Origin of the sequence: Mycolicibacterium neworleansense (assembly GCF_001245615.1) — a bacterium.
GTDB classification, from domain to species: Bacteria; Actinomycetota; Actinomycetes; order Mycobacteriales; family Mycobacteriaceae; genus Mycobacterium; species Mycobacterium neworleansense.
In genome coordinates this window covers 138,876-161,239 of record NZ_CWKH01000002.1, presented here as the reverse complement: position 1 = coordinate 161,239, position 22,364 = coordinate 138,876, and the positions used below count along the sequence as shown (strand labels likewise).

The following is a 22,364-nucleotide window of genomic DNA, read 5'->3' as shown; positions in this document are numbered from 1 at the left end:
GTACCGCAGGTACCGGGTACTTTGTCGAGAGGCCGATCAACTCCAGCGTCGCGGATCGCACTCGAGGGCCGAGCGGTCCCAGCCGGCCAGGTCGGCAGCGGCGGCATAGCTGGACTGCAGGAATTCCATCAGCGCACCGTCGGGATCGGGTGCCGTGCGCACCGCCTCGTAGGGCAGCAGGAACTGCTTGAAGTCCTGGCTGTAGTAGGCCGCATCCGGGCCGACGGAGTAGTCGGCAAAGCCCTCCGGTTCGGGATAGGCGTAGGCATAGAACGCGCCCTCGTCACCGCCGCCCGGCCAGAAGCCGCAACTGCTCAACTCGTGCGAATAACCTTCCACCATTACGCCATTGGGGCAGTTGGGTGCACCGCCCGGGTGCTCGGGTGCGGGACGGCCGGAGAACCTTGTGCAGGCCATGTCGAAGGAGCCCCAGAAGAAGTGCACCGGGCTCACCTTGCCGATGAAGTAGGCCCGGAAATCGCCGATCACCCGGTGCGCCTGAATCAGTTGACGCCAGAACAGATTGGCGGCCCGCGGGTCGTAGGACGCGTGCTGGTGATCTTCGGCGAACGGTATGGCGGGCTCGACCTCGTTGGGGCTCGCATGGATTCGTGCTTCGATGCCCAGTTGGTCCAGTGCGGAGAGGGTTTCGGCATAGAACTCCGCGACGGATTTCGGGGTAAGCGCGACTGTGGACAAGCCGCCGTCGCTGGTGCGGATCGCCAGCACGTGGTCGATGAAATCGAACTCCATGTCGAACAACCGGTCTCGATACGGAATCGATGACGTGGTCAAGCCGCGCGGGCTCACATACAGGGTCACCTGCCACCAGTGATTGAGCAGTGGCGAGTACGCCAGTCGGATCTTGCCGACGATCTGTGTCCACATGTGAAGCGTGTCGCGGGTGGGTTCCCAGTCCGACACCCGCAGTGCTGGCCACCCGTTGTCGATGGGAGTGCTCATGGGACAGGTACCACCTTCCGCCGCCGAGGATTCCTCGATGTCCAACCTAGCTGCGGAATGGTGGCACCATGCCGGGTTCAGAACCGTCAGAACAGCTTGGCGATCACCTCGCCGGCCTGGGCGTCCTCGACACAGGGGGTGATGTCCATCGTGAGGAACTCGCCCCACTCGGCGGCCACCTGGAAGATGGCTGTCGCGTCGTCGGACTCGGCCACGGCGAAGCCCTGGCCGTTCATTCCCCACCAGCGCCCCAGCATGGTGACGCCCGCCGGCGGCTGCCCGCCGGTCTCCTTGAACTTCTCGATTCCGTCCCGGTACTTGCCCGGAACCTGGCTCCAGTGCACGAGGAACTTCATGGCTTTCTCCTCCTGGTGATGCGGGCCGGGATCGGCTCGGCGGCGATGACGGTGAAGGGGGTCTCCACCGGGAAGTCGTCGCGCAGCGAGGTCACCGAAACCTCGCGCACTATGGTCGCCAAGGCCAGGGTGGCCTCCAGCATGGCGAAGTGGTCGCCGACGCACGATCGCGGGCCACCGCCGAAAGGCAGGTACTGCCAACGGTTTCGGCCCGCCGAACGCTCGGGGGTGAATCGGTCCGGGTCGAAGGTCAGCGGATCGTCCCACAGCGCCGGGTCGCGGTGCATGACATAGAAGTTGACCATCGCCATCGTGCCGGCCTCGGCGCGGTAGCCGTCGACGACCATCTCTTCGTTGAGCATCCGCGGTGTGCCGGCACCGGGCGGGCACAGCCGCAACGCCTCGTGCAACACCCGAACGGTGTGCTCGAGGTGCGGCACGTCTTCGGGCGTCAGCGTGCGGTCGCCCAGCGCCGCGACTTCCTCGTACACGCGGGACTGCAGATCGGGATCGCGGCCCAGTGCCCACAGCGAATAACACAGCGTGGTGGAGGTGGTGTCATGCCCGGCGAGCATGAAAAGCACCAATTCATCACAGATTTCGTCGTCGGTGAGCTGCCGGCGGGTATCGGGATCACGGGCCTCGATCAGCGCGCGCACCAGCGGTGCGTCCCGATCGGGATCGGCGCGCACCGCGGCGAGGATCTCGGCGGCGAGCCGGTGCAAGCAGGCGTTGGCCGCCTTGGCCCGGCGCTGTCCGCCGGTCGGCACCCACTGCGGAAAGTTGACCGGGCGGACCGACCGATCGGAAATCCAGGACAACGCGGTACGCAGCGACGGGCCCACGTCGTCGGCGCGGTCATCGAGATCCAGTCCGAACACCGAGCGGCCCAGTGCCCGCAGCGTGAGTGACCGGCACGCGACATCCAGGTCGACCGTCGCACAGTCATCCCAGCCGTCAGCGATCGAATGTGCCGCGGCGGCCATGTGTCCCGCGTACCGCGGGACGTTCTGCTTGGTGAACATCGGCTGCAGCGTTCGCCGTCGCGGCAGCCAGCGCTCATGCGGCAGGTTCAGCAGGTTGCCGCCCATCAGCCGGCGCAGCTGCACCATGTTGACGGCACCGCCGCGATCGGCGACCGCATCGCGGCGGCCCAGGACATCGCGGGCCCCCTGCGGGGAGGTGACCAACAGCACCGGCGGTATCAGCCACCGCGGGCCCAGCACCATCCGGCTGACGGGGCCTCCGGCGTCGCGCAGCCGCTGGTGCCCCTCGATGAAGGACCGCATCGCCTTGATCTTCTGCCGATAGGACAGGGGATTGCGCGGTGCGAGCGGCAGGGTGGCTGCAGCCGGCTGCGTATCGATCTCGACCATGTGTCGAGTGTCTGACCACGCGGTGCGGGCGGCCTAGAGTAGCGCGTTACTCTAATTTGCCGCTGCGGGGATTTTTGCTGGTAGCGATGCATGTCACGGTGCGGTCGCCCCGTTGCCAGGAGTCCTCGGTCGGGTAGAGGACGAACAATTGGATCCCGGATTCCTCGCTGGCGCCGGGGGCGTACCTGGCCAATGCCGGTCCGCACTTGTCGGTGTACTTGACCACCTCGGCATCGCCGGGGAAATCGCCGTCGGGCAGCGACAGCACCGCGAACACCTCACCCTTGTGCGGCTGGTCGCAGCTGACCGTCTTGACGTACAGCACACGGCTGCTGTCGGGGATCTCGGTCAGGCAATCACCCGAGCGGACCTGGCTGGCCTCGGTGGCACCGCGGTCGCGGGCGAGGTAGAACACCGCACCGGCGGCAACCACGATCGCGACCAGTACCACGACACCCAGCAGCACCCACTTGAGTGCCGGCGACTTCTTCGGTGGCGCCGAGAACTGGTCGGGACCGGTGGAATACGGCTGCGGGGGCGGTGGCGGGTAATTGTGGCCCTGCGGACCGCGGGGACCGGGCGGGTAGGTCATGGTTCGACGATATCGACTGCCCGCAGCGCCGCGTCCACCGCGAGGGCGGCCACGTCCGCCCGCTTGGATCCGAGGTCGTGGCGGGCACCGTCGACGACGACGAGCTCGGTCGGACCGCTCACTAATGCCACGGCCGCGGTGAGCTCGTCGATCGTGCCGAACGGATCGGCGGTGCCGTGGGTGAACACCGTGGGCACGGTGATGCGGGACAGGTGCTCGGTGCGGGCGCGTTCCGGCTTGCCCGGTGGATGCAGCGGGTAGGAGAACAGCGTCAACACGTCCGGGCCCGCCCCGTCCGCCGTCACCATCGACGTCATCCGGCCACCGTAGGAATGCCCGCCCGCGATCACCGGCCCGTCGGACAGGGTGCGGGCCAGCGCGATCGCCTCGCCGATTCCTTCCTGGTCCCCGCCGGCCGAACCCGACGGCGGACCTTTCGGCCTGCGGCGGCGGTACGGGAGGTTGTAGCGGATGGCCAGCCAGCCGCGCGACGCCCACTCGTCGCAGAGCTTGACCAGCATCGCCGAGTCGCGGTTGCCGCCCGCACCGTGGGTGAGGACGACGACGCCCTGCGCCGGCCCTTCGGGTTCGTGCGCGACGCCCGCGATCGCCTCGAGGTTCATCCCTGCAACCGGAACAACGCGTTCACCGGGCCGTGGCCGTGCCCCAGCGGATAGGCCGCGCGGATACATTCGGTGACCCAGGCCTTGCCGAACTCCACCGCCTGCGGAACTGAACAACCATGTGCCAGTGCGCAAGCCGTCGCCGCCGCGAGGGTGTCGCCGGCACCGTGATCGTTTCCGGTGTCGACCCGCGGGGCCTGGAACTCGTAGAAATCGGTGCCGTCGAACAGGAGGTCGGGACTGTCCGGCGACGAGCGCAGGTGGCCACCCTTGACCAATGCCCACTGCGGGCCCAGCGCGTGCAGGGCCCGCGCCGCGTCGCGCTGTGAGGCCTCGTCGACGACCTCGATGTCCACCAGCAACCGCACCTCGTCGAGGTTCGGGGTGACCAGCGTGGCCAGCGGGAACAGCTCGGTGCGCAGCGCGTCCAGTGCGCTGTGGTGCAGTAGGGGATCACCGTGCATCGATGCGCACACCGGGTCGACCACCAAGGGCACGGATCCGGCCAGACCTTCGGCACGCCAGGTCTCGGCGATCGTGGTGATGATCTCCGAGGAGGCCAGCATCCCGGTCTTGGCGGCCTGGATGCCGATGTCGGAGGTCACCGCCGAGATCTGGCCGGACACCACGTCGAGGGGGATCTCGTGAAAGCCCTTGACGCCGACGGAGTTCTGCACGGTCACCGCGGTGACCGCGACGCAGCCGTGCAGGCCGAGCATCGCGAAGGTCCGCATGTCGGCCTGGATACCGGCACCACCGCCGGAGTCGGACCCGGCGATGGTCATCACCCGCAGCGGGCTGTCACCCGCGGGGGTCAACGGCAAGTAGTTCACGTCGTCAAGGGTAGATAGACGCGGTTGCCGTGGTCGGCGAACTCCTGGGACTTGGCGGCCATGCCGGCGGCGATGTCGTCGGGAACCCCGTCGGGGTAGGCGTCGCGGATGTCCTGCGTGATGCGCATCGAGCAGAACTTCGGCCCGCACATCGAACAGAAATGCGCGGTCTTGGCCGGCTCGGCGGGCAGCGTCTCGTCGTGGAACTCGCGCGCGGTGTCGGGATCGAGGGACAACGCGAACTGATCGTGCCAGCGGAACTCGAACCGGGCCTTCGACAGTGCGTCGTCACGCTGCTGTGCGCGGGGGTGTCCCTTGGCAAGATCGGCGGCGTGCGCGGCGATCTTGTAGGCGATCACCCCGTCTTTGACGTCCTTGCGGTCCGGCAGGCCCAGGTGCTCCTTGGGGGTGACGTAACACAGCATTGCGGTGCCGGCCTGGGCGATGATGGCCGCGCCGATCGCCGAGGTGATGTGGTCATAGGCCGGAGCGATGTCGGTGGCCAGCGGGCCCAGTGTGTAGAACGGCGCTTCCTCGCACCACTCCTCTTCCAGCCGCACGTTCTCCACGATCTTGTGCATGGGGACGTGGCCGGGGCCTTCGATCATCACCTGCACGCCATGGGATTTCGCGATCTTGGTCAGCTCACCCAGGGTGCGTAGCTCGGCGAACTGGGCCTCGTCGTTGGCGTCGGCGATCGACCCGGGCCGCAGCCCGTCGCCGAGCGAGAATGTCACGTCGTAGCGCGCCAGGATCTCGCACAGTTCGTCGAAGTGGGTGTACAGGAACGATTCGGTGTGGTGCGCCAGGCACCAGGCCGCCATGATCGACCCGCCCCGGGACACGATGCCGGTGACGCGCTTGACCGTGAGTGGGATGTAGCGCAGCAGCACGCCCGCATGCACGGTCATGTAGTCGACACCCTGCTCGCACTGCTCGATCACGGTGTCGCGGTACATCTCCCACGTCAATTTGGTGGGATCGCCGTTGACCTTCTCCAGCGCCTGGTAGATCGGCACGGTGCCGACCGGAACGGGGGAGTTGCGCAGGATCCACTCCCGCGTCTGGTGGATGTCCTTGCCGGTGGACAGGTCCATGATGGTGTCCGCACCCCAGCGGGTGGCCCACACCATCTTGTCGACCTCCTCGCCGATCGACGAGGTGACAGCCGAATTGCCGATGTTGGCATTGACTTTCACGCCGAACGCCTTGCCGATGATCATCGGCTCGGCCTCGGGGTGTTTGTGGTTGGCCGGGATCACGGCGCGCCCTCGGGCCACCTCATCACGCACCAGCTCGGGTGAAACGCCCTCGCGCTCAGCGATATACGCCATCTCGGCGGTGATCTCCCCGGCGCGGGCCCGCTGCAGCTGGGTGCCGCGGTCGCGGATCACGTTGGGGCGTGGCGGAAGGCCGGTGTTCAGGTCAATCACCGCATCGCCGTCGGTGTACGGGCCCGAAGTGTCGTACAGGTCAAGGTGTTCACCGTTGGTGAGATTGACCCGCCGGAACGGCACCCGCATTCCGTCGATCTCGCGGTAGACCTTGGTACTTCCGGTGATCGGACCAGTGGTCACAGAGGGGTCGACAAAAAGGTCGGTCATAAAAATCTCCCTACGCCGGCATTACCCGGTCAGGTTCGTACGGTCGACGGGCGTACCCGTCCTCTCAGCGCGCTCGTGCGCACTCCCGCGTGTGTGGTTTGCAGGCCCCAACCTAGCGCAGACGTTGGGGGTGGGGAACCCCGGAGGCCGCCGTTTCCGGCACCAGGGCTGTGTGTCGCGCCGGTCTACGCCCCTGACGTGGAAACCGGCGATGGCGAGGTTCGTGAACCTCTCCGATTGCCCACACATGATTTGTATAGCTAATATATGTGTTTTGCACATGACCAGAGCGAAGACGGAATGACGACTGAGATCAGGAACGCCGCCGGCGACGTCGACGCCGCGCAGGCCGAGACCGCCGACCGGCGCAAACGGATGGATCACGACCACCCCTTCTACAAGTGGGTGGTGCTGTCCAACACCACGTTGGGCATCCTGCTGGCCTCGATCAACGCCTCGATCGTGCTGATCTCGCTGCCCGCGATCTTCCGCGGTATCGGGCTGAACCCGCTGGCTCCCGGCAACGTCAGCTACCTGCTGTGGATGCTGATGGGCTACCTCGTGGTGACTGCCGTGCTCGTCGTCCCATTCGGGCGGCTCGGCGACATGTACGGCCGCGTCCGCATCTACAACCTCGGCTTCGTGGTCTTCACCGTGGCCGCGATCGCCCTGTCATTCGACCCGTTCCAACTCGGTGGCGGGGCGATCTGGCTGATCGGCTGGCGCGTGGTTCAGGGCGTCGGCGGCGCCATGCTGATGGCGTCGTCATCGGCGATCCTCACCGACGCCTTCCCGGCAAACCAGCGCGGGATGGCGCTGGGTACCAACATGGTGGCCGCCGTCGCCGGCTCGTTCCTCGGCCTCCTGATCGGCGGCTTCCTTTCCGAGTGGCATTGGAAGGCCGTCTTCTGGGTGGGCGTGCCGATCGGCGTCATCGGCACCATCTGGAGCTACCGCTCGCTGAAAGAACTCGGCGTCCGCACCGCCGGGCGACTCGACTGGGCCGGCACGCTGACCTTCGGCCTGGGCCTGACCGTGCTGCTGATCGGCATCACCTACGGCATCCAGCCCTACGGCGACTCGACTACCGGCTGGACGAGCCCTTGGGTTCTGGGCTCCATCGCGGTCGGCCTGTTGTTGCTGGTGGCCTTCTGCGTCATCGAGCTGAAGGTGTCGTCGCCGATGGTCGACATCCGGCTGTTCAAGTCAGCGGCATTCGGCATGGGCAACCTGGCCGGGCTGATGTCCTCGGTGGGCCGCGGCGGACTGCAGTTCATGCTGATCATCTGGCTGCAGGGCATCTGGTTGCCCCTGCACGGCTACAGCTTCGAGTCCACCCCGCTGTGGGCCGGCATCTACCTGCTGCCCGTCACCATCGGGTTCCTGGTCGCCGCGCCCATCGCCGGATCGCTCTCCGACCGATTCGGCGCACGGCCGCTGACGGTGGGCGGCATGCTGCTGATGGCGGCCACCTTCATCGCGCTCCTGCTCATCCCGGTCAACTTCGACTACTGGGTGTTCGCGATCCTGGTGTTCCTCAACGGCCTGGGCGGCGGCATCTTCACCGCCCCCAACACCGCGGCCATCATGTCCAGCGTGCCGGCCGATCAGCGTGGCGCGGCCTCCGGGGTACGGTCCACCTTCTTCAACGCCGGCAACTCGCTGTCGATCGGCATCTTCTTCTCACTGATGATCGTCGGCCTGGCCAACACGCTGCCCGGGGCCATGACCAGCGGCCTTACCGAGCAAGGTGTTTCGGCATCAGTGGCCCAGGACGTGGCGAACCTGCCTCCGGTCGGCAGCCTGTTCGCGGCCTTCCTGGGCTACAACCCGATGGCCGAACTGCTCGCGCCGTACGACGCGCTGCATCAGCCGGGCGTGAACGCCGACGTGATCACCGGGCAGACGTTCTTCCCGCAGCTGATCACCGAACCGTTCCATTCCGGGCTGACGGTGGTGTTCACCGCCGCTGCGGTGATGATGGTGATCGGTGCGGTGGCGTCGATGTTCAGTGCGGGCCGCTACGGGACCGAGGCCGGAGCCGACAACGAGGCCTGAGCGGCCAACCTAGACTCGGGCTCGTGACCACCACACAACGCCGCGGGTTCAACGACGCCGTCACGAGTTTCTGGAGTTTCGCCGCGCCGGCCTACGACCAGGGCTGCCTGCAGCGGTGGGTGTACCGGCCCGCCCAGGATGAGGTGATCGCCCAACTGCAGCAGCGCGGTGCCCGGTCGATCGCCGACATCGCATGCGGTACCGGCATCCTGGCCGATCGCATCCAGCGAGAACTGCTTCCGGACGAGGTCTACGGCCTGGACATGTCCGCCGGAATGCTGGCCCAGGCCGGCAAGCGTTCCGACCGGGTGCGGTGGATGTCGGCCCCTGCCGAGGAACTGCCGTTCCAGGACGAATTCCTCGACGCGGTGGTCACCACGTCGGCCTTCCATTTCTTCGATCAGCCCGCCGCGCTCGCGGAGTTCTACCGGGTGCTGGCGCCCGGCGGCATGGTGGCAGTGACGACGATGAGCCCCCGCCGGACGTTCCTGCCGCTGCATGCGCTGTCGGCCGGTCTGGGCGCGCCCGCGCACAGCCCCACCGAGAAGGAGATGCGTGCGCTGTTCGAGGGGGCCGGGTTCACCGTCGCCGAGCAGCATCGGGTGCGCCGGCCGGTGTGGACGCCGATCAGCGACGCCATCACGGTGGGCGTCAAGCCCGCATGACCGAGAACGACGAGCAGATCCAGATTCGCGGGTCGGTGCAACTGCGTCGTGACCGCTGCGCCACCTCAACCGCCGACCAGCGGCTGCTGGACCGGCGCGGCCCCACCGATTGGGTGCACACCGACCCGTGGCGGGTGATGCGCATCCAGGGCGAGTTCGTCGACGGTTTCGATGCCCTGTCGGAGATGCCCAGGGCAGTCACAGTTTTCGGATCGGCCCGCACTGTTCCGCATTCACCGGAGTACCGGCTGGGTGAGGAGCTGGGCATCGCTCTGGTGCGGGCGGGTTATGCGGTGATCACCGGGGGTGGCCCGGGCTCCATGGAGGCGGTCAACCGCGGGGCCAGTGAGTCCGGCGGCTACTCCGTCGGACTCGGTATCGAGCTGCCCTTCGAGCAGCGGCTCAACCACTGGGTCGATCTCGGCATCAACTTCCGCTACTTCTTCGTCCGCAAAACCATGTTCGTGAAATACGCGCAGGCGTTCGTCTGCCTGCCGGGCGGATTCGGCACTCTCGACGAACTGTTCGAGGCGCTGACCCTGGTGCAGACCCACAAGGTCACCGAGTTTCCGATCATCCTGCTGGGGGTCGACTACTGGTCGGGCCTGGTCGACTGGATCCGCAACACCGTGCTGCGCGACGGAAAGATCTCCGAATCCGAGTTCGCCCTGCTCCATTGCACCGACAGCGTGGCCGAGGCCGTCGAACTCATCGTCGCGTCGGCGCGATAGCGCAGGCATAGCGGCGTGGCTTGCCGGGCCCCAGCCCGGCGAGGGTGCTCACCCGCGTGACTTCGACCGGGTGTCCCAACAGGAGGCGCAGCGCTTCGGTTACCCGGTGCTGGTCGCCGGAGGCGATCACCGCCGCGACGCGGCCCTGGACGTCCTGGGTGACGCTCCACCCGCGCGCACCCGCGGCCTGCAGCTGCTGGGTGAGGTCGACGCAGGGCACCGCGACGCCGGTCGCCGACACGAAAACCGTTGCCTCCCTGCCTTCCAGATCGGCCAGCGCGGGCTGCCCGCGATGGCTGACCAGCCGCGCGTAGTCGCCGGTGCGGTAACGCACGAGTGGCAGGAACTGGTTTTCGCCGCAGGTCACCACGACCTCGCCGGCCAGCACCTCGACGTGGAGGCGGCGCTGCGCCACCACGAACGGCCCGCCGTCATCGCTGACCGCGATGGGCCGGGTTTCGTGCAAGCCGTAGACGTCCAGCACCGGGCAGTCGTAGGCCGCCTCGAGGGCGCGGCGCAACGGGGCGGCCAGCGTCATGGCCCCGGAGATGAGCGCCAGCGGTCGCAGCGTGGCGGCCAGCCCAGGTTCCAGGAGCACCTCCAACGAGGTGGGGGTTCCGCTGATCACCTGCGGATCGGTGTCCCGCAGATACGCGTCACGCTGCGCGCCGCCGCCTGCCCAGGCGGCCGGATGCAGGTTCAGCCGTGCCATCAACGCCTCGTCGAAGCCCGGGATCACCGACGTATAGGTGAACGCCTGCCGTTGAAACACCGCCTGCACCAAGGCCACTCGATGCTCGACCGGTTCCCAGTCGGCACCGACCAGCCCGCGCAGCCAGTGGAATCCGCGCGCCAGCTCATCGGGGTCGTCGGGAATTACCAGCGCGGCGCCGGTGCTGCCCGAACTCGTGCCGTGCAGCATCCGGCTCAGATCGGCGCCCGGCGGTACGAACGCCGCGATGTCCTCGACCAGGTCTTCGCGCCCGATCAGCGGAAAGTCGCCGAGGTCGTTCAGCGGGCCCGGGTGGCGGCGATAGGCGGGTAGCGTGCGGGCCAGTGCGAGATGCTGCGGCAGCCAATCATCAAGGGGCAGTTGCCGGGTGGCGGCCCGCTGTTCGGCGGGGGTGAGCCGGTGCCCGGCGCGATGACCCCAGGCCGGCGCGTGGCGGTGCTGTTCCAGGCTGCTCAGGCGTGCCCGGCCGGCCGCCGACAGTCCCGGCCAGCGCTGCTCGTCGGTCAGCGCCACCTGGCCGAACCGAACGTAGTCGTCGAGCCGCAGCGGGTCGTCACTCACTGTTGTACCGTGCCGCAGCTTCTTTGGCCTGGGCGTCGGCCAGACGGCGTTGCACGGCCATGCGGTGCTCGTGATCGGCCAGAGCCTGAGCCAGTGCGCTTTCGCGTCGCACCGAATCACGCATCTCGAACAACGAACGGGCCTGCACGGCATCCTCGCCGTGCGGCAACAGGCCGTTCCACAGCAGGAAGGTGCGCACCGCCTCGTCGCGGCGTTCCGCGTCGCTGAGCCAACGGCCGGGGTCGACCAGCGGGGCCACCCGAAAAGCCAACGCCAACAACGCTGTCGCGGCCTTCCGCTCGTCCAGCGGCGCGGTGAACGGACCGATGAGATCCGCACTGGCGAACAACCACAACCCGATGGCTGCGCCGCGCCGGGACGCGGGTGAGCCGCGCTCGGTGATGCGCTGGGCGGCCGCTGCACAGCCGGTATGGTTGAACACGTCACAGGCGAGCGCCACCACGTCGACGGTGTCAGCGAGAAACGGCTGCGGCGTACTCGCCATCCGCGCGGCGACCTCGTCCACCGTGGGGCCGGGCCTCAGCGCGGACCACACCACCTGCTCGTCCAATTCCTCGGCGAACCAGTTCGTCAATTGTTCAGCCATGCAGCACCTCTCGCCGATACCCGGCGATGTGCGCGGCCAGCCGCGCGCAGACCGCCGGCGCGTCGGACATGTTGTCCAAGTAGTCGACGCCGTAACCGGCCTCGGCGGCCGGAGCGGCCACCGAGCGCGTTCGGTCCTGCACCAGCAGGGTGGCGGTGGCGAGTTGCCGACGGACCGCCGCTGCCACACCGGCGTACTCCTGCTGGCCTGCGCCGAACAGTGATGTCAGACCGTCGTCGGACAACACCACCAGGTGGCGCAGCTCATCAGGCTTGTGGTCGCCGGGTGGATACCGGTGGGCCAGCAGATCGAGGGGAAACACGGTGCCGCCACTGTAGAAGGTCGTCAGCTGACGCATGATCTCCAACCGGTCGCGGGTGTACACGCTGTCACCGGCGACCTGGCCGCGGCCCGACCATGACGTGACCCGAACCCGCCCGCCGCCTTTGAGTACCGACAGCACGAGAATCATGCCGGCCAGCACGGCCGGCGAACCGCGCTCGGGACGCGGCATCGAGCCGGACGAGTCGATGTAGAGATCCAGGGTCACCGCTTCGGTGGTGACGACCGGATCGTCGGGCAGTTGGGTGCGACGACGGGTGGTCACCCCGGGCACCACCACCGGGTTCACAGCGAGCGTGGCCGGCCAGTCCAGCTCGGTGGCATCGTCGCCGAGCTCCCATGTCTCCAACGGTCCCGGGATTCCATGAGCGGCCACGCCGTGCCCTGACTGCAGCAGTGGGCGGATCCACGGCCGGGCCTGCGCCTCGTACCAGGCCAGCATGACGGCGTTGGGGTCTGATCCGGAGAATAGGGCCAGTGTCTGTGCGACGCCGTGACTTTGGCCCGGTGCCTGCTCCGGCGTGGAGGCCCCGAGCGCAGCTGCCGCGGGGTGCACCGGCGGCTCGTCGAGCCGCGGATCGGCGAGCACCTGTGCCAGTTCGGCTGCGGTCGCGGGGTCTCCGTCCTGTTCGGCGCAGCCACCGCCGGGGAGTGCGGCTCCGTCGGGGATCATCGACTCCAACACCAGATAGGGCACCAGCACCATGCCGAAGGTCAGTGCCCCGCCCACCGGGTCCGCCCCGAAGGTGCGGACCGCCTGAGCCACGTACTCGGCGTCGGCAACCGGTTGTACCGGTTGGCTCAGCAACAGTTCGTCCTGCAGGGCGCGCACCCGCATGGCCGCGGCCCGGTGCACACGTTCCTTGTCCTGCAGGTCCTTGCGGACCATCGACACGTCGAGCGTGGCCGGGTCGACGTCCTGGCGAGCCCGCACGTCCTTTCGCACTGTCTCGGGCACCGAGGGAGGATCGTTGGGGCACAGGGTGTTCGACGGCAGCGACCACAGCAGCTCATAGGCGTGCATCAGCACCCACCACGCCGCATTCGTCACCGGCTGCCGAGCGGTCAGTGTGCGCCACAAGGCGATCATGTCCGGTTCGGTATCCGGGTGCAGGCGGCGCTGCATCCGGACCACCCGGTCGTTGATGAGCAGGTCCGACCACAGATTCGACAGGTGCCGGGCCGTGCCGGTGACGGGGATGGCCCGGCGCGGATCGCTCGCCACGATCGCCCGGGCCATCTGCTGCAGCAGTTTGAACGAAACGACGCGGGTACTGGGAGACAGCACGTGATGGCCGATCTCATGCGCGAAGACGCTGATCAGATGACCCTCGGCCCCCTGGCGGGCCAGCTCGTCGACGTCGATCGAAATGGACGGCGGGAAGGCGAACCAGGCGAACGTGCCGGTTGTGCTGTCGCGCACCATGTTCGGTCGATGCAGCTGCACGCCCCACAGGTCGAGGGCGGCCTGCCAGGCGTCCAGCTCGGCGTCGGTGGGTGCCCGTCCGGTCATGCCGGCCAGATCTCGGCCAGATGTGAGGTGGGGCGCACGACCAGTTGCGCCGTGGCGGCTCGGCCCTGGTGCACGCCGGCTGCGGGGGCGTCGGAGATCACGTGGCCGAATACGTCGGCATCGATCTGCCAGCGTTGCGCACCGACAGACACGGTCCACCTGCCGGGCAGGCAAGGTACGGGATCGGTGGGCGGCTGGTCCCAGCGGCCTCCGAGGCCGGTGAAACCGCCGATCCGCGCGATCAATTCGCCCGGCCGGCGCAACGGCCAGTAGAACCGGTCGACCGCCTGCCCATCGGTGAAGGGGACAACCGCATCCACCGGTAGGCCCAGCACCGAGGCCGCGAGATCGATCGGCAGCAGCTGCACGCGGGACAACGCGTCGTCGCGGATCCCCAGCACGCCGGCCCGCCAGGCGGCCACCGCCGCCGCGTTGAACATGGTCTCGGCCGGCGCCGCGATACCGCTGAGCGCATGACGGTAACGGTGCGGGTCACCGCCGAAACGCGCCACGTTGTCGGCCGAGGTGGCCAGATCGAGTCCGGGCACCGTGGGGAGGTCGGCGGGCGCGGCAGGGTCCAGGTTGACCTGGTGGTACGCCCGGGCAATCACCGGCCGCTCTCCAGCCAGTGCAGATAGTTCGAATACCGTTGGTAGAGATACTTCAACGCGACCAGATCATCGAAATCCCGGCCGTAGATCTTGCCGACGCCGGAGACCGCCGAGATGCGAGCCTCGATCGTGGTGAGGCGCCGCGACACCTCGAGCGCGTCCAAACCATCGAGGCCGCGGCCGAACTGGTCGAGCAGTTCGGCCACCGGATCCTCGCCCTCACGCGCCAGTGCGACGAACTCCCGGCACGAGTTGTCGAACAGGTCGGTCAGCCAGCTCGCCGGATCCGAGGCCAGTTCCCGGTCGGCGCCGGTGTCGAACCGGGGATGGGCAGTATTCGGTAACAGCTTGCCGCGCAACGCGAACGGCACCATCGCCCGCACATCCTCGAGGGTGACGGTGTCGTTACCCCGGAACCAGGCCAGCGCCTTGGCGTAGAGCACCAGGTTCTGCAGGGACCGCACGGACACCCCGTTGACGGTCTGCGCGCCGAGATCGACCTGCAGATCGGCACCCGAATTGGCGTCGATGATCTGCTCGACCTCAAGGCCGGCCGTGGCCACCACATCCTTGGTCCGGTACTCGAAGCGGCGACCGCCGTGCTGGACGAATTCGAAGTGGCTGACGAAGAACTCCAACTGACGGCGCACGTCGGTGGGCACCGGAACAGCACGGATCTGCTCGACCATGGCCGCCTGCTCGGCAGCGCCGAACACCAGCTCGGCGGGCACGTTGTCCTCGGGGCGGTCACCGGCCTCCACCCGGCTCACCAGCTCATCGAGGAACCGGCTGTTGAAGCCGAACGCCTGAACGGTCACGTCGATGCGGTCGCGCAGCGCTTGGATCACCGGGAAGGTGCCGCCACCGCCGTCGTCGTTGGCGGTGAAAAACCAGCTCTGCACGCCGTGCTCGGGTGCGGTGACGTGCATCTGGTCGTGGCTTTCCACATACCCCTCGGCGACCATGGTCAGCAGCGCGGACTGGGTCTTGGTCGGAATCCGGTTGTACTCGTCGACGATCTTGACCGGTGCGGTCAGCCAGCTCTTCCAGGCGATGGTGATCTCGGCCAGGCTCCCCGCCTGCACCAGGTCGCGCGGCAGCGGGATCCCGACCAGATCGCCCACGGTCAGCTGCGGCTGGCCCTGCTGGACATGGCGGCGCACATCGGCGGGCGCGGACCCGGCCAGCACCCCCATCAACACTGCCAGGGTGGTCTTGCCGCGACCCGGGCCGCCGATCAGCAGACACCTTCCGCCGACCGCGAAAGTCAGCAGGGGGACAAGGACATTGGAGGAATAGGCGGGTTGCTTCGGCAGGCTCAGGGCAGCGCCGGCATCACCGAGCGGATAGGTGACCGTGGTGTCCGATCCGAATTCGACGTCGTAAAACGGGGAGATCACGGCCTTGTTGATCAGCCAGAAGTAGGCGCGGCGCAGCTTCTCGTCGAGGGTGACCGTGGGCGCCGCCGGCGGGGTGAACAGGTCGGTGGCGGTGAGCCCGGCGGCCGGTGCGTGGCCCACGGGCAAGGTCGGCGATTTGGATACCGCGCTCCACCTGGTCGTCATCCGGCCCCCTCCCGTCGGGCCAATGTTAGCCGTCCCGCACTGACCGAAAGGCTCAGCCGAGCTCGACCACGACCGGGGCGTGGTCGCTGGGTGCGGTGGTGCCCTTCTTGGGGCGTCGTTCGTCCTTCACGATCTCGGCATTGGTGACGCGGGCGGCCAGACCGGGGGAGCCGAGGATGAAGTCGATGCGCATGCCGCGGCGCTTCTGGAAGGCCAGCTGGGTGTAGTCCCAGTACGTGTAGACCCCCGGCCCCTCGGTGAAAGGCCGTACCACGTCGGTGAATTGGGCGTCGTGCATGGCCTGGAACGCGGCCCGCTCGGGCTCGGACACGTGGGTGCTGCCGTTGAACGCGGCCATGTCCCAGACGTCTTCGTCCTTGGGGGCGATGTTCCAGTCGCCGACCAGGGCGATGGGCTGCTCCGGGTTCTCCTTCAGCCAGCCTTCCGCGGTATCCCGCAGCGCGGCAAGCCAATCCAGTTTGTAGGCGTAATGCGGATCGGCCAGCGTGCGGCCATTGGGAACGTACAGGCTCCACACCCGCACCCCGCCGCAGGTGGCGCCGAGCGCGCGGGCCTCGGCGATGGCCTCTTCCTCGGGCTTGCTGCTCCAGGTCGGCTGTCCCGGGAAGCCGATCTCGATGTCGTCGAGGCCGACGCGCGACGCGATGGCCACGCCGTTCCACTGGTTGAGCCCGATGTGGGCCACCTCGTAGCCCAGCGCCGCGAACGGCAGCATCGGGAACTGCGCGTCGGTGCACTTGGTCTCCTGCATGGCCAGCACGTCGACATCGGCCCGCTCCAGCCAGTCGACCACGCGGTCAGCTCGGGTTCGGATCGAATTGACGTTCCAGGTGGCCAGGCGCATGGGGATAGAGGTTACGGGTCAGCGCGAACCGAGCACATTGTCGGCCGCGACATAGCGGGTCTGGTGATGCAGCCGGAAGCCCAACGCGGTGTACAGCGCAATGGCCGGGGGGTTGTCGATCTCCACCTGGACGTAGGCCCGGCCGGCTCCCGACTCGGCACCCCAGGCCAGCAGTGCCTCGCACACCGCCCGGGCATGGCCCTGCCTGCGATGGTCGGGGGAGACCCGGACCGACGAGATGCCCAGCCAGGCCGTGCCGTCGGGCGCCTTGGTCAGGGCGCCGCGGCCGACCGCGCAATCGGGCACCGTCGCGAAGGTGAGCGCACCGTCGACCACCGCCGTCAGGACATCGACGGGGACCTCGCGCTGGTAGATCCGCAGCCACTGGGCATCCGGTTGCTGGGCCAGCGTGACGCTCGACGGCGATGGTCGCCCCGGCGTGACGTCACGCACCATGACCCGGGCCGGTTTGATCCCGGGGGTGCGCAGCGGCAGCAGCCGTTCGGGCAGGGCCAGCCAAGCCGGCAGGTCGCGCTCGCGGTACCAGTCGCGTACCGCGGAGAGGTCGGCGATCTGCGCCGAGACGTCCAGCGGGATGGCCGAATTGGCGCGGCTGGTGACGCCGTGCCCGGCGCGCAGCAGCCAGCCGCCCAGCCACTGCTGTTCGACACCCGGCCACGCCAGGGCCGCCGCGTGTTCGAGCGCGCGGATCTCCGAGGCCCGCACCGGGGCGTGCGACAGCTCGCGCACGCTGACGATGTCGGCTGGATCGATGTCGACGAGCTCGCCGTCCTTGGTGCGGATCAGCACCGCCGGCTCCAGGGCCTCCAGATGGCCGATGACGTCGGTCATCGGCTTGGCCGACCCGGTCCGAAGCCGGTAACGCAGGCTGACCCGGGACCCGGGCGCGGGCAACTCAGGCATCAGGGACGGGTATCAGTGACCGAACGGGTCGGGAACCTCGCCGGGCATCCAGGACAGACCAGGCACACCCCAGCCGTTGCGCTTGACGGTCTTCTTGGCGGCGCGGGCATGCCGGCCCACGAGCCGGTCGATGTAGAGGAACCCGTCGAGATGCCCGGTCTCGTGCTGCAGCATCCGGGCAAACAAGTCGGTGCCCTCGAGAGTGACCGGCGAACCGTCGGCGTCCAGGCCGGTGACCCGCGCCCAGTCAGCCCGGCCGGTCGGGAAATTCTCGCCCGGCACCGACAGGCAGCCTTCCTCGTCCTCGTCGGGGTCGGGCATCGTCTCGGGAACCTCTGAAGTCTCCAGCACCGGATTGATGACCACCCCGCGGCGGCGCGTGGTGTGGCCGCGCGTCGGGGCGCAGTCATAGACGAACAACCGCTTCGACACGCCGATCTGGTTGGCGGCCAAGCCAACCCCGTTGGCCGCGTCCATGGTGTCGAACATGGTCTGGATGAGTTCGGGCAGGTCTGCGGGAAGCGAACCGTCCGGGCCGACCGGCACCGGCTCGGTCGGGGTGTGCAGAACGGGATCTCCGACGATGCAAATCGGTACGACGGCCATGGGGGAAGCTTAAGTGGGAAAGCCTTCTCCCCCGACTCGCGGGTTTATGTGTCAGCCGGACCCAGCAAGCCGTGGTTGAATAATCGCCGAACCACAGCGATGTCATTTCTCACGTATCGGAAGGGTCCAGGGAGCAATATGGACGGCGCCATGGCGCGGACTGAGCAATCCGGGGACGACTCTGATCTGAGCGATGGGCTCACCCGGCGCGAACACGATATTTTGGCTTTCGAGCGCCAGTGGTGGAAGTACGCGGGCAGCAAGGAAGACGCGATCAAAGAGCTCTTCTCGATGTCGGCCACGCGGTACTACCAGGTGCTGAACGCGCTGGTGGACCGTCCCGAGGCGCTGGCTGCCGACCCGATGCTGGTCAAGCGGCTGCGGCGCATGCGGGCCAGCCGCCAGAAGGCGCGGGCTGCGCGGCGGCTCGGCTTCGATATCACTACCTAATCACTACCTAAAGGTCACGCGATGAGGGATCGGGCGGTTCGCTCGATACAGTGGTGGCGATGAATCAGCGAGACTCCTCCGGGTTACCCCTCCGCGCCATGGTGATGGTGCTGTTGTTCCTCGGGGTCGTGTTCCTGCTGGTCGGGTTCCAGGCGATCGGCTCAGACGACGACTCCGCGGATCAGTCTTCGGCGGTGGCCACGACGACCGCGACGAGCACCACGAAGACATCGGCCAAGGCCGAACCGGCTCCCGAGGCCAAGGCCGACGTGCGGGTGTACAACATCTCCGACGTCCCCGGTGCGGCCGAGACCACGGCCAACCGGCTGCGTGAAGCGCGCTGGAACGTCACCGAGACCGGCAACCTCACGTTGGAGGGTGTCGCCGGCACCACGGTGTTCTTCGGTGAGGCTCCGGGCGAGAAGGAAGCCGCCGAAGCCGTCGGCAAGGCTATCCAGGCACCCGTCGAACCGCGGCGTCCGGAACTTTCCGAGCAACCACCGGGCGTGATCGTAGTAGTCACCGGCTAGGCTTTGGGCCATGCTGAAGTCCGTCAGTGTTGCCGTCCTGTTCGCTGCCCCTGTTGTCGCGTTGAGCGCCTGCAGCCCTCCCGGTCAGGTGCCGTCCGACGCGCCCGGAACCACCCCGGCGATCTGGACCGGATCGCCCTCGCCCTCGGCCGCTCCCGGTGAGCACGGCAGCGGGCACGGTGCGCAGGCCACCACTGGCGGCGAGACGGTGACCGCGGAGCTCAAGACCGCCGACGGGACCGCCGTGGCAACCGCAGACTTCCAGTTCGCCGACGGGTTCGCGACCGTCACCGTCGAGACCACCGCTCCGGGCAAGCTGGCTCCCGGATTCCACGGCCTGCACATCCACTCCGTCGGCAAGTGCGAGGCCAACTCCGTGGCACCGACCGGCGGTGCGCCCGGTGACTTCAACTCCGCCGGAGGTCACTTTCACGTGGCAGGGCAAACCGGGCATCCGGCCAGCAGCGGTGACCTGAGCTCACTGCAGATCCGCGCGGACGGCTCCGGAAAGCTGGTGACCACCACCGACGCCTTCACCGCCGAGGATCTGCTCGCCGGCACCAAGACCGCGATCATCATCCACGAGAAGTCCGACAACTTCGCCAACATCCCGCCGGAGCGCTACCAGCAGGTGAACGGCACTCCGGGTCCCGATCAGACGACGTTGGCCACCGGCGACGCCGGAAGTCGGGTGGCGTGCGGTGTTATCGGCGCCGGCTGACAGCCGTATCGATTTCGCCGGGTCGCCCCGGCCAACTGTCGGCGTCGAATGGGAGTTCGCTCTCGTCGACGCCGACACTCGTGATCTGAGCAACGGAGCCGCCGAGGTGATCGCCGAGGTCGGCGAGAGCCCACACGTGCACAAGGAGCTGCTGCGCAACACCATCGAGATCGTCACCGGAATCTGTGAGAACACCGGTGAGGCGATGGATGACCTGCGCGGCACCCTTGGCTCCGTGCGCAAGATCGTGCACGACCGCGGCATGGAGCTGTTCTGCGCGGGCACCCATCCGTTCGCGAAATGGTCGGCGCAGCAGCTGACCGACGCGCCCCGGTACGCCGAGCTGATCAAACGCACTCAGTGGTGGGGCCGGCAGATGCTGATCTGGGGCGTGCACGTGCACGTCGGGATCTCCTCGGCGCACAAGGTGATGCCGATCATCTCCTCACTGCTCAACCAGTACCCGCACCTGCTGGCACTGTCGGCGTCGTCGCCGTTCTGGGACGGTGAGGACACCGGGTACGCGAGCAACCGCGCGATGATGTTCCAGCAGTTGCCCACCGCCGGTCTGCCGTTCCAGTTCCAGACCTGGCCGGAGTTCGAGGGATTCGTCCACGATCAGAAGAAGACCGGCATCATCGACCACCTCAACGAGATCCGTTGGGACATCAGGCCGTCGCCGCACCTGGGCACCGTTGAAGTGCGGATCTTCGACGGGGTGTCCAACGTTCGTGAGCTCGGTGCGCTCGTCGCACTGACCCACTGCCTGATCGTCGATCTGGACCGCAGGCTGGACGCCGGTGAGCAGTTGCCGACCATGCCGCCCTGGCACGTGCAGGAGAACAAGTGGCGTGCGGCCCGCTACGGCCTGGACGCCGTGATCATCCTCGACGCCGACAGCAACGAGCGGCTGGTCACCGAAGACCTCGATGAATTGCTGAATCACCTTGAGCCCGTGGCCAAGTCGCTGGGATGCTCGGACGAGCTCGCCTCGGTGACCGACATCTACCGCAGCGGGGGCTCGTATCAGCGGCAGCGCCGAGTGGCCGAGGAGAACGACGGCGACCTTCGCGAAGTCGTGGACGCCCTCGTCGGCGAACTGCAGCTGTAGGGTGAGGAATATGCAGCGCGTCGTGCTGTCCGGGCTTGTCGTCGCGGCGATCGGTCTGGCCGGTTGCAGTGATGTCACTGCCGGTACGCCGATGGCCGACCCCGCGCAGACCGCGATATCCACGACGTCCACCCCGAGGACGACGATGCGGCCGCCCACCGAGCGGCCCGCATCGCCCGCTCCGACCATGCCGCCCGGCTTGGCCAGCACCACCTGCGGCGAATACGACGCCATGGACCAGCAGGGCCGGCTCGCGGTGATGAAGGCGATCGGCGAGCAGGAGCAAGTCATCGGGATCGCGCCCGAGGTCTACGTGGAGCTGGCGAATCTGATGTGCGGGATCTCCGACAAGTCGATCCCGGTCTGGCGGGTAATCACCGGTCAGTGACCGCATGCGGGTGCCACCCACGGCCGTGCCGCGGGTGAATTGCCTTGTAGTGCACCGTGACATAGGGCCACGCCTGCATCGCGGTGACGCCGTCGAGGCCGCGGATGCTCTCGTCGAGCACGTTGAGCAGGTCCTCGCCACGCGCCGTCACCACCTCGGCCAGGACATCCCAGCGGCCCGCGGTCAACGCCACGTACGACACCGCTTCCACTCGGGTCAGCGCCTCGGCGACCTTCTGGGCGCCGGTCCGGCCCTCGGTGCGGATCGCCACCCAGCTGCTGTGGCGGTAACCGAGCCGCAGCGGGTTGGCGATGCACATCACCCGGGCCGCACCTGTGTCCACCATCCGGCTGTAACGCGACCGGATGGTGGTCTCGGACAAGCCCAGTGCGGAAGCGAAGTCGCGGAAGGCGGCGCGGCCGTCGACGGCCAGGCGCGTCAAGATCGCGCGGTCGATGTCGTCGAGCGGGCGCGGCCGCACCGCGCCGCCGGCCAGCACACCGGACAACCGGGCTTGCTGATAGTGCAGCCGCAGGTAGGGGAGCAGTTCGACCGAGCGCACGCCGGGCAGCGTCGCGATCGTGCCGAAGGCCACATCGTGAAGTTCGCGGGCATCGGTGCAGACCAACTCCAGCACCACGCCGTACGGACCCGTCGTCGCCGTCACGTAATCGGCCTCGGGCAACCGGGCGATTTCGGCGGCGAGCTCGACCGGCGTGCGCGATCCGTCGACGGTCAGCAGGGCCAACCCCAGCGAGCCGAACCCGAGAACCGCCGGATCGGTGATGGCGGCGATGGTGATGTAGCCCTCGTCCAACAATCGCGAAACACGGCGGCGCGCAGTCTTTTCCGTGATGTCAGCGCGACGGCCGAGCTCAGCGTATGGGATACGGCCATCGGCCTGCAGCAGTTCGATCAGTTGGCGGTCGACCGTGTCGAGATCGGTGTAGCCCGGATCGGACAGCAGCGTGCGGGCTGCCTCAAGCTCCGCTGACGGTGGCATCACCAGAGGCTACCGGCTCACGCGCATTGACCA

At 67.8% G+C, this 22,364-nt stretch carries 24 protein-coding genes and 1 riboswitch; of the genes, 8 read left to right on the top strand and 16 right to left on the bottom strand.

The window, feature by feature from the left end; all coding sequences use genetic code 11:
• Nucleotides 1-36: 36 nt before the first annotated feature.
• The 7 genes from BN2156_RS16480 to thiC all read right to left on the bottom strand — a co-directional run bounded on the left by BN2156_RS16480 (nt 37) and on the right by thiC (nt 6,347).
• The gene (locus BN2156_RS16480) at nt 37-963 is read right to left on the bottom strand and encodes a DUF5996 family protein (RefSeq protein WP_090516123.1); all 927 of its coding nucleotides are present in this window, start codon (nt 961-963) and stop codon (nt 37-39) included.
• A gap of 86 nt (nt 964-1,049) precedes the next feature.
• Nucleotides 1,050-1,319 carry a DUF3303 domain-containing protein gene (locus BN2156_RS16475; RefSeq protein WP_090516122.1) on the bottom strand — a complete coding sequence of 90 codons (270 nt, stop codon included), beginning with the start codon at nt 1,317-1,319 and terminating at the stop codon, nt 1,050-1,052.
• Nucleotides 1,316-2,695 carry a cytochrome P450 gene (locus BN2156_RS16470; protein WP_090516121.1) on the bottom strand — a complete coding sequence of 460 codons (1,380 nt, stop codon included), beginning with the start codon at nt 2,693-2,695 and terminating at the stop codon, nt 1,316-1,318. Before BN2156_RS16470 ends, BN2156_RS16475 begins: the two co-directional genes overlap by 4 nt.
• A gap of 46 nt (nt 2,696-2,741) precedes the next feature.
• Complete coding sequence (locus BN2156_RS16465) at nt 2,742-3,287, bottom strand: septum formation family protein (RefSeq protein ID WP_162490873.1); 546 nt, start codon at nt 3,285-3,287, stop codon at nt 2,742-2,744.
• A complete protein-coding gene (locus BN2156_RS16460) occupies nt 3,284-3,910 on the bottom strand; it encodes an alpha/beta hydrolase family protein (RefSeq protein WP_090516120.1) in 627 nt (208 codons plus the stop codon). Before BN2156_RS16460 ends, BN2156_RS16465 begins: the two co-directional genes overlap by 4 nt.
• Complete coding sequence (gene thiD, locus BN2156_RS16455; RefSeq protein WP_090516119.1) at nt 3,907-4,743, bottom strand: bifunctional hydroxymethylpyrimidine kinase/phosphomethylpyrimidine kinase; 837 nt, start codon at nt 4,741-4,743, stop codon at nt 3,907-3,909. Before thiD ends, BN2156_RS16460 begins: the two co-directional genes overlap by 4 nt.
• On the bottom strand, nt 4,740-6,347 hold the full coding sequence (thiC, locus tag BN2156_RS16450; protein ID WP_090516118.1) for a phosphomethylpyrimidine synthase ThiC: 1,608 nt from the start codon (nt 6,345-6,347) through the stop codon (nt 4,740-4,742). The genes thiD and thiC overlap by 4 nt, the downstream gene beginning before the upstream one ends.
• Nucleotides 6,338-6,446, bottom strand: a riboswitch (TPP riboswitch). (Overlaps the previous gene by 10 nt.)
• A 201-nt stretch (nt 6,447-6,647) precedes the next feature.
• Between thiC and BN2156_RS16445 the strand changes: the two genes are divergently transcribed.
• The 3 genes from BN2156_RS16445 to BN2156_RS16435 are packed head-to-tail and all read left to right on the top strand — an operon-like array spanning nt 6,648 to nt 9,801.
• The gene (locus BN2156_RS16445; protein ID WP_090516117.1) at nt 6,648-8,405 is read left to right on the top strand and encodes an MFS transporter; all 1,758 of its coding nucleotides are present in this window, start codon (nt 6,648-6,650) and stop codon (nt 8,403-8,405) included.
• Between the two features lie 23 nt (nt 8,406-8,428).
• A complete protein-coding gene (locus tag BN2156_RS16440) occupies nt 8,429-9,070 on the top strand; it encodes a class I SAM-dependent methyltransferase (protein WP_090516116.1) in 642 nt (213 codons plus the stop codon).
• Complete coding sequence (locus BN2156_RS16435) at nt 9,067-9,801, top strand: LOG family protein (RefSeq protein ID WP_090516115.1); 735 nt, start codon at nt 9,067-9,069, stop codon at nt 9,799-9,801. The genes BN2156_RS16440 and BN2156_RS16435 overlap by 4 nt, the downstream gene beginning before the upstream one ends.
• On the opposite strand, the gene BN2156_RS16430 is transcribed toward BN2156_RS16435, so the two are convergent.
• From BN2156_RS16430 to BN2156_RS16395, 8 genes are read right to left on the bottom strand one after another with little or no spacing between them, the layout of a single operon-like run.
• A complete protein-coding gene (locus BN2156_RS16430; protein WP_090516114.1) occupies nt 9,779-11,095 on the bottom strand; it encodes a phenylacetate--CoA ligase family protein in 1,317 nt (438 codons plus the stop codon). The two genes, BN2156_RS16435 and BN2156_RS16430, sit on opposite strands and share 23 nt — an antisense overlap.
• Entirely contained in the window at nt 11,088-11,702 is a 615-nt protein-coding gene (locus BN2156_RS16425; RefSeq protein WP_090516113.1) for a hypothetical protein, read from the bottom strand. Before BN2156_RS16425 ends, BN2156_RS16430 begins: the two co-directional genes overlap by 8 nt.
• On the bottom strand, nt 11,695-13,557 hold the full coding sequence (locus BN2156_RS16420) for a hypothetical protein (protein WP_090516112.1): 1,863 nt from the start codon (nt 13,555-13,557) through the stop codon (nt 11,695-11,697). Before BN2156_RS16420 ends, BN2156_RS16425 begins: the two co-directional genes overlap by 8 nt.
• The gene (locus BN2156_RS16415) at nt 13,554-14,168 is read right to left on the bottom strand and encodes a hypothetical protein (protein ID WP_090516111.1); all 615 of its coding nucleotides are present in this window, start codon (nt 14,166-14,168) and stop codon (nt 13,554-13,556) included. Before BN2156_RS16415 ends, BN2156_RS16420 begins: the two co-directional genes overlap by 4 nt.
• Nucleotides 14,165-15,733, bottom strand: coding sequence for an AAA family ATPase (locus BN2156_RS16410; protein WP_090516110.1), 1,569 nt, complete (start codon nt 15,731-15,733; stop codon nt 14,165-14,167). The genes BN2156_RS16415 and BN2156_RS16410 overlap by 4 nt, the downstream gene beginning before the upstream one ends.
• A 52-nt stretch (nt 15,734-15,785) precedes the next feature.
• Nucleotides 15,786-16,598: an exodeoxyribonuclease III gene (locus BN2156_RS16405; protein WP_090516109.1), complete on the bottom strand. Its 813-nt coding sequence runs from the start codon at nt 16,596-16,598 to the stop codon at nt 15,786-15,788.
• A gap of 18 nt (nt 16,599-16,616) precedes the next feature.
• On the bottom strand, nt 16,617-17,522 hold the full coding sequence (locus tag BN2156_RS16400) for an N-acetylglutamate synthase, CG3035 family (protein ID WP_090516108.1): 906 nt from the start codon (nt 17,520-17,522) through the stop codon (nt 16,617-16,619).
• Between the two features lie 12 nt (nt 17,523-17,534).
• Nucleotides 17,535-18,128, bottom strand: a complete 594-nt coding sequence (locus tag BN2156_RS16395) for a peptide deformylase (protein ID WP_090516107.1) — start codon at nt 18,126-18,128, stop codon at nt 17,535-17,537.
• Nucleotides 18,129-18,266: 138 nt separating this feature from the next.
• Here BN2156_RS16395 and BN2156_RS16390 point away from each other — a divergent pair, with 138 nt between their 5' ends.
• The 5 genes from BN2156_RS16390 to BN2156_RS16370 are packed head-to-tail and all read left to right on the top strand — an operon-like array spanning nt 18,267 to nt 21,328.
• Nucleotides 18,267-18,578 (top strand): nucleoid-associated protein NapA, encoded by a 312-nt coding sequence (locus BN2156_RS16390; RefSeq protein ID WP_029110770.1) that lies wholly within the window; start codon nt 18,267-18,269, stop codon nt 18,576-18,578.
• A gap of 59 nt (nt 18,579-18,637) precedes the next feature.
• Nucleotides 18,638-19,108 (top strand): LytR C-terminal domain-containing protein, encoded by a 471-nt coding sequence (locus BN2156_RS16385; RefSeq protein ID WP_210436656.1) that lies wholly within the window; start codon nt 18,638-18,640, stop codon nt 19,106-19,108.
• 10 nt (nt 19,109-19,118) lie between these two features.
• The gene (gene sodC / locus BN2156_RS16380; protein WP_090516105.1) at nt 19,119-19,829 is read left to right on the top strand and encodes a superoxide dismutase[Cu-Zn]; all 711 of its coding nucleotides are present in this window, start codon (nt 19,119-19,121) and stop codon (nt 19,827-19,829) included.
• The gene (locus BN2156_RS16375) at nt 19,810-20,940 is read left to right on the top strand and encodes a glutamate--cysteine ligase (protein ID WP_090516104.1); all 1,131 of its coding nucleotides are present in this window, start codon (nt 19,810-19,812) and stop codon (nt 20,938-20,940) included. Before sodC ends, BN2156_RS16375 begins: the two co-directional genes overlap by 20 nt.
• A 10-nt stretch (nt 20,941-20,950) precedes the next feature.
• On the top strand, nt 20,951-21,328 hold the full coding sequence (locus BN2156_RS16370; protein WP_090516103.1) for a hypothetical protein: 378 nt from the start codon (nt 20,951-20,953) through the stop codon (nt 21,326-21,328).
• Here the strand turns inward: BN2156_RS16370 and BN2156_RS16365 are convergent.
• Nucleotides 21,315-22,331, bottom strand: coding sequence for an Lrp/AsnC family transcriptional regulator (locus tag BN2156_RS16365; RefSeq protein WP_090516102.1), 1,017 nt, complete (start codon nt 22,329-22,331; stop codon nt 21,315-21,317). The genes BN2156_RS16370 and BN2156_RS16365 overlap by 14 nt on opposite strands.
• Nucleotides 22,332-22,364 lie beyond the last annotated feature (33 nt).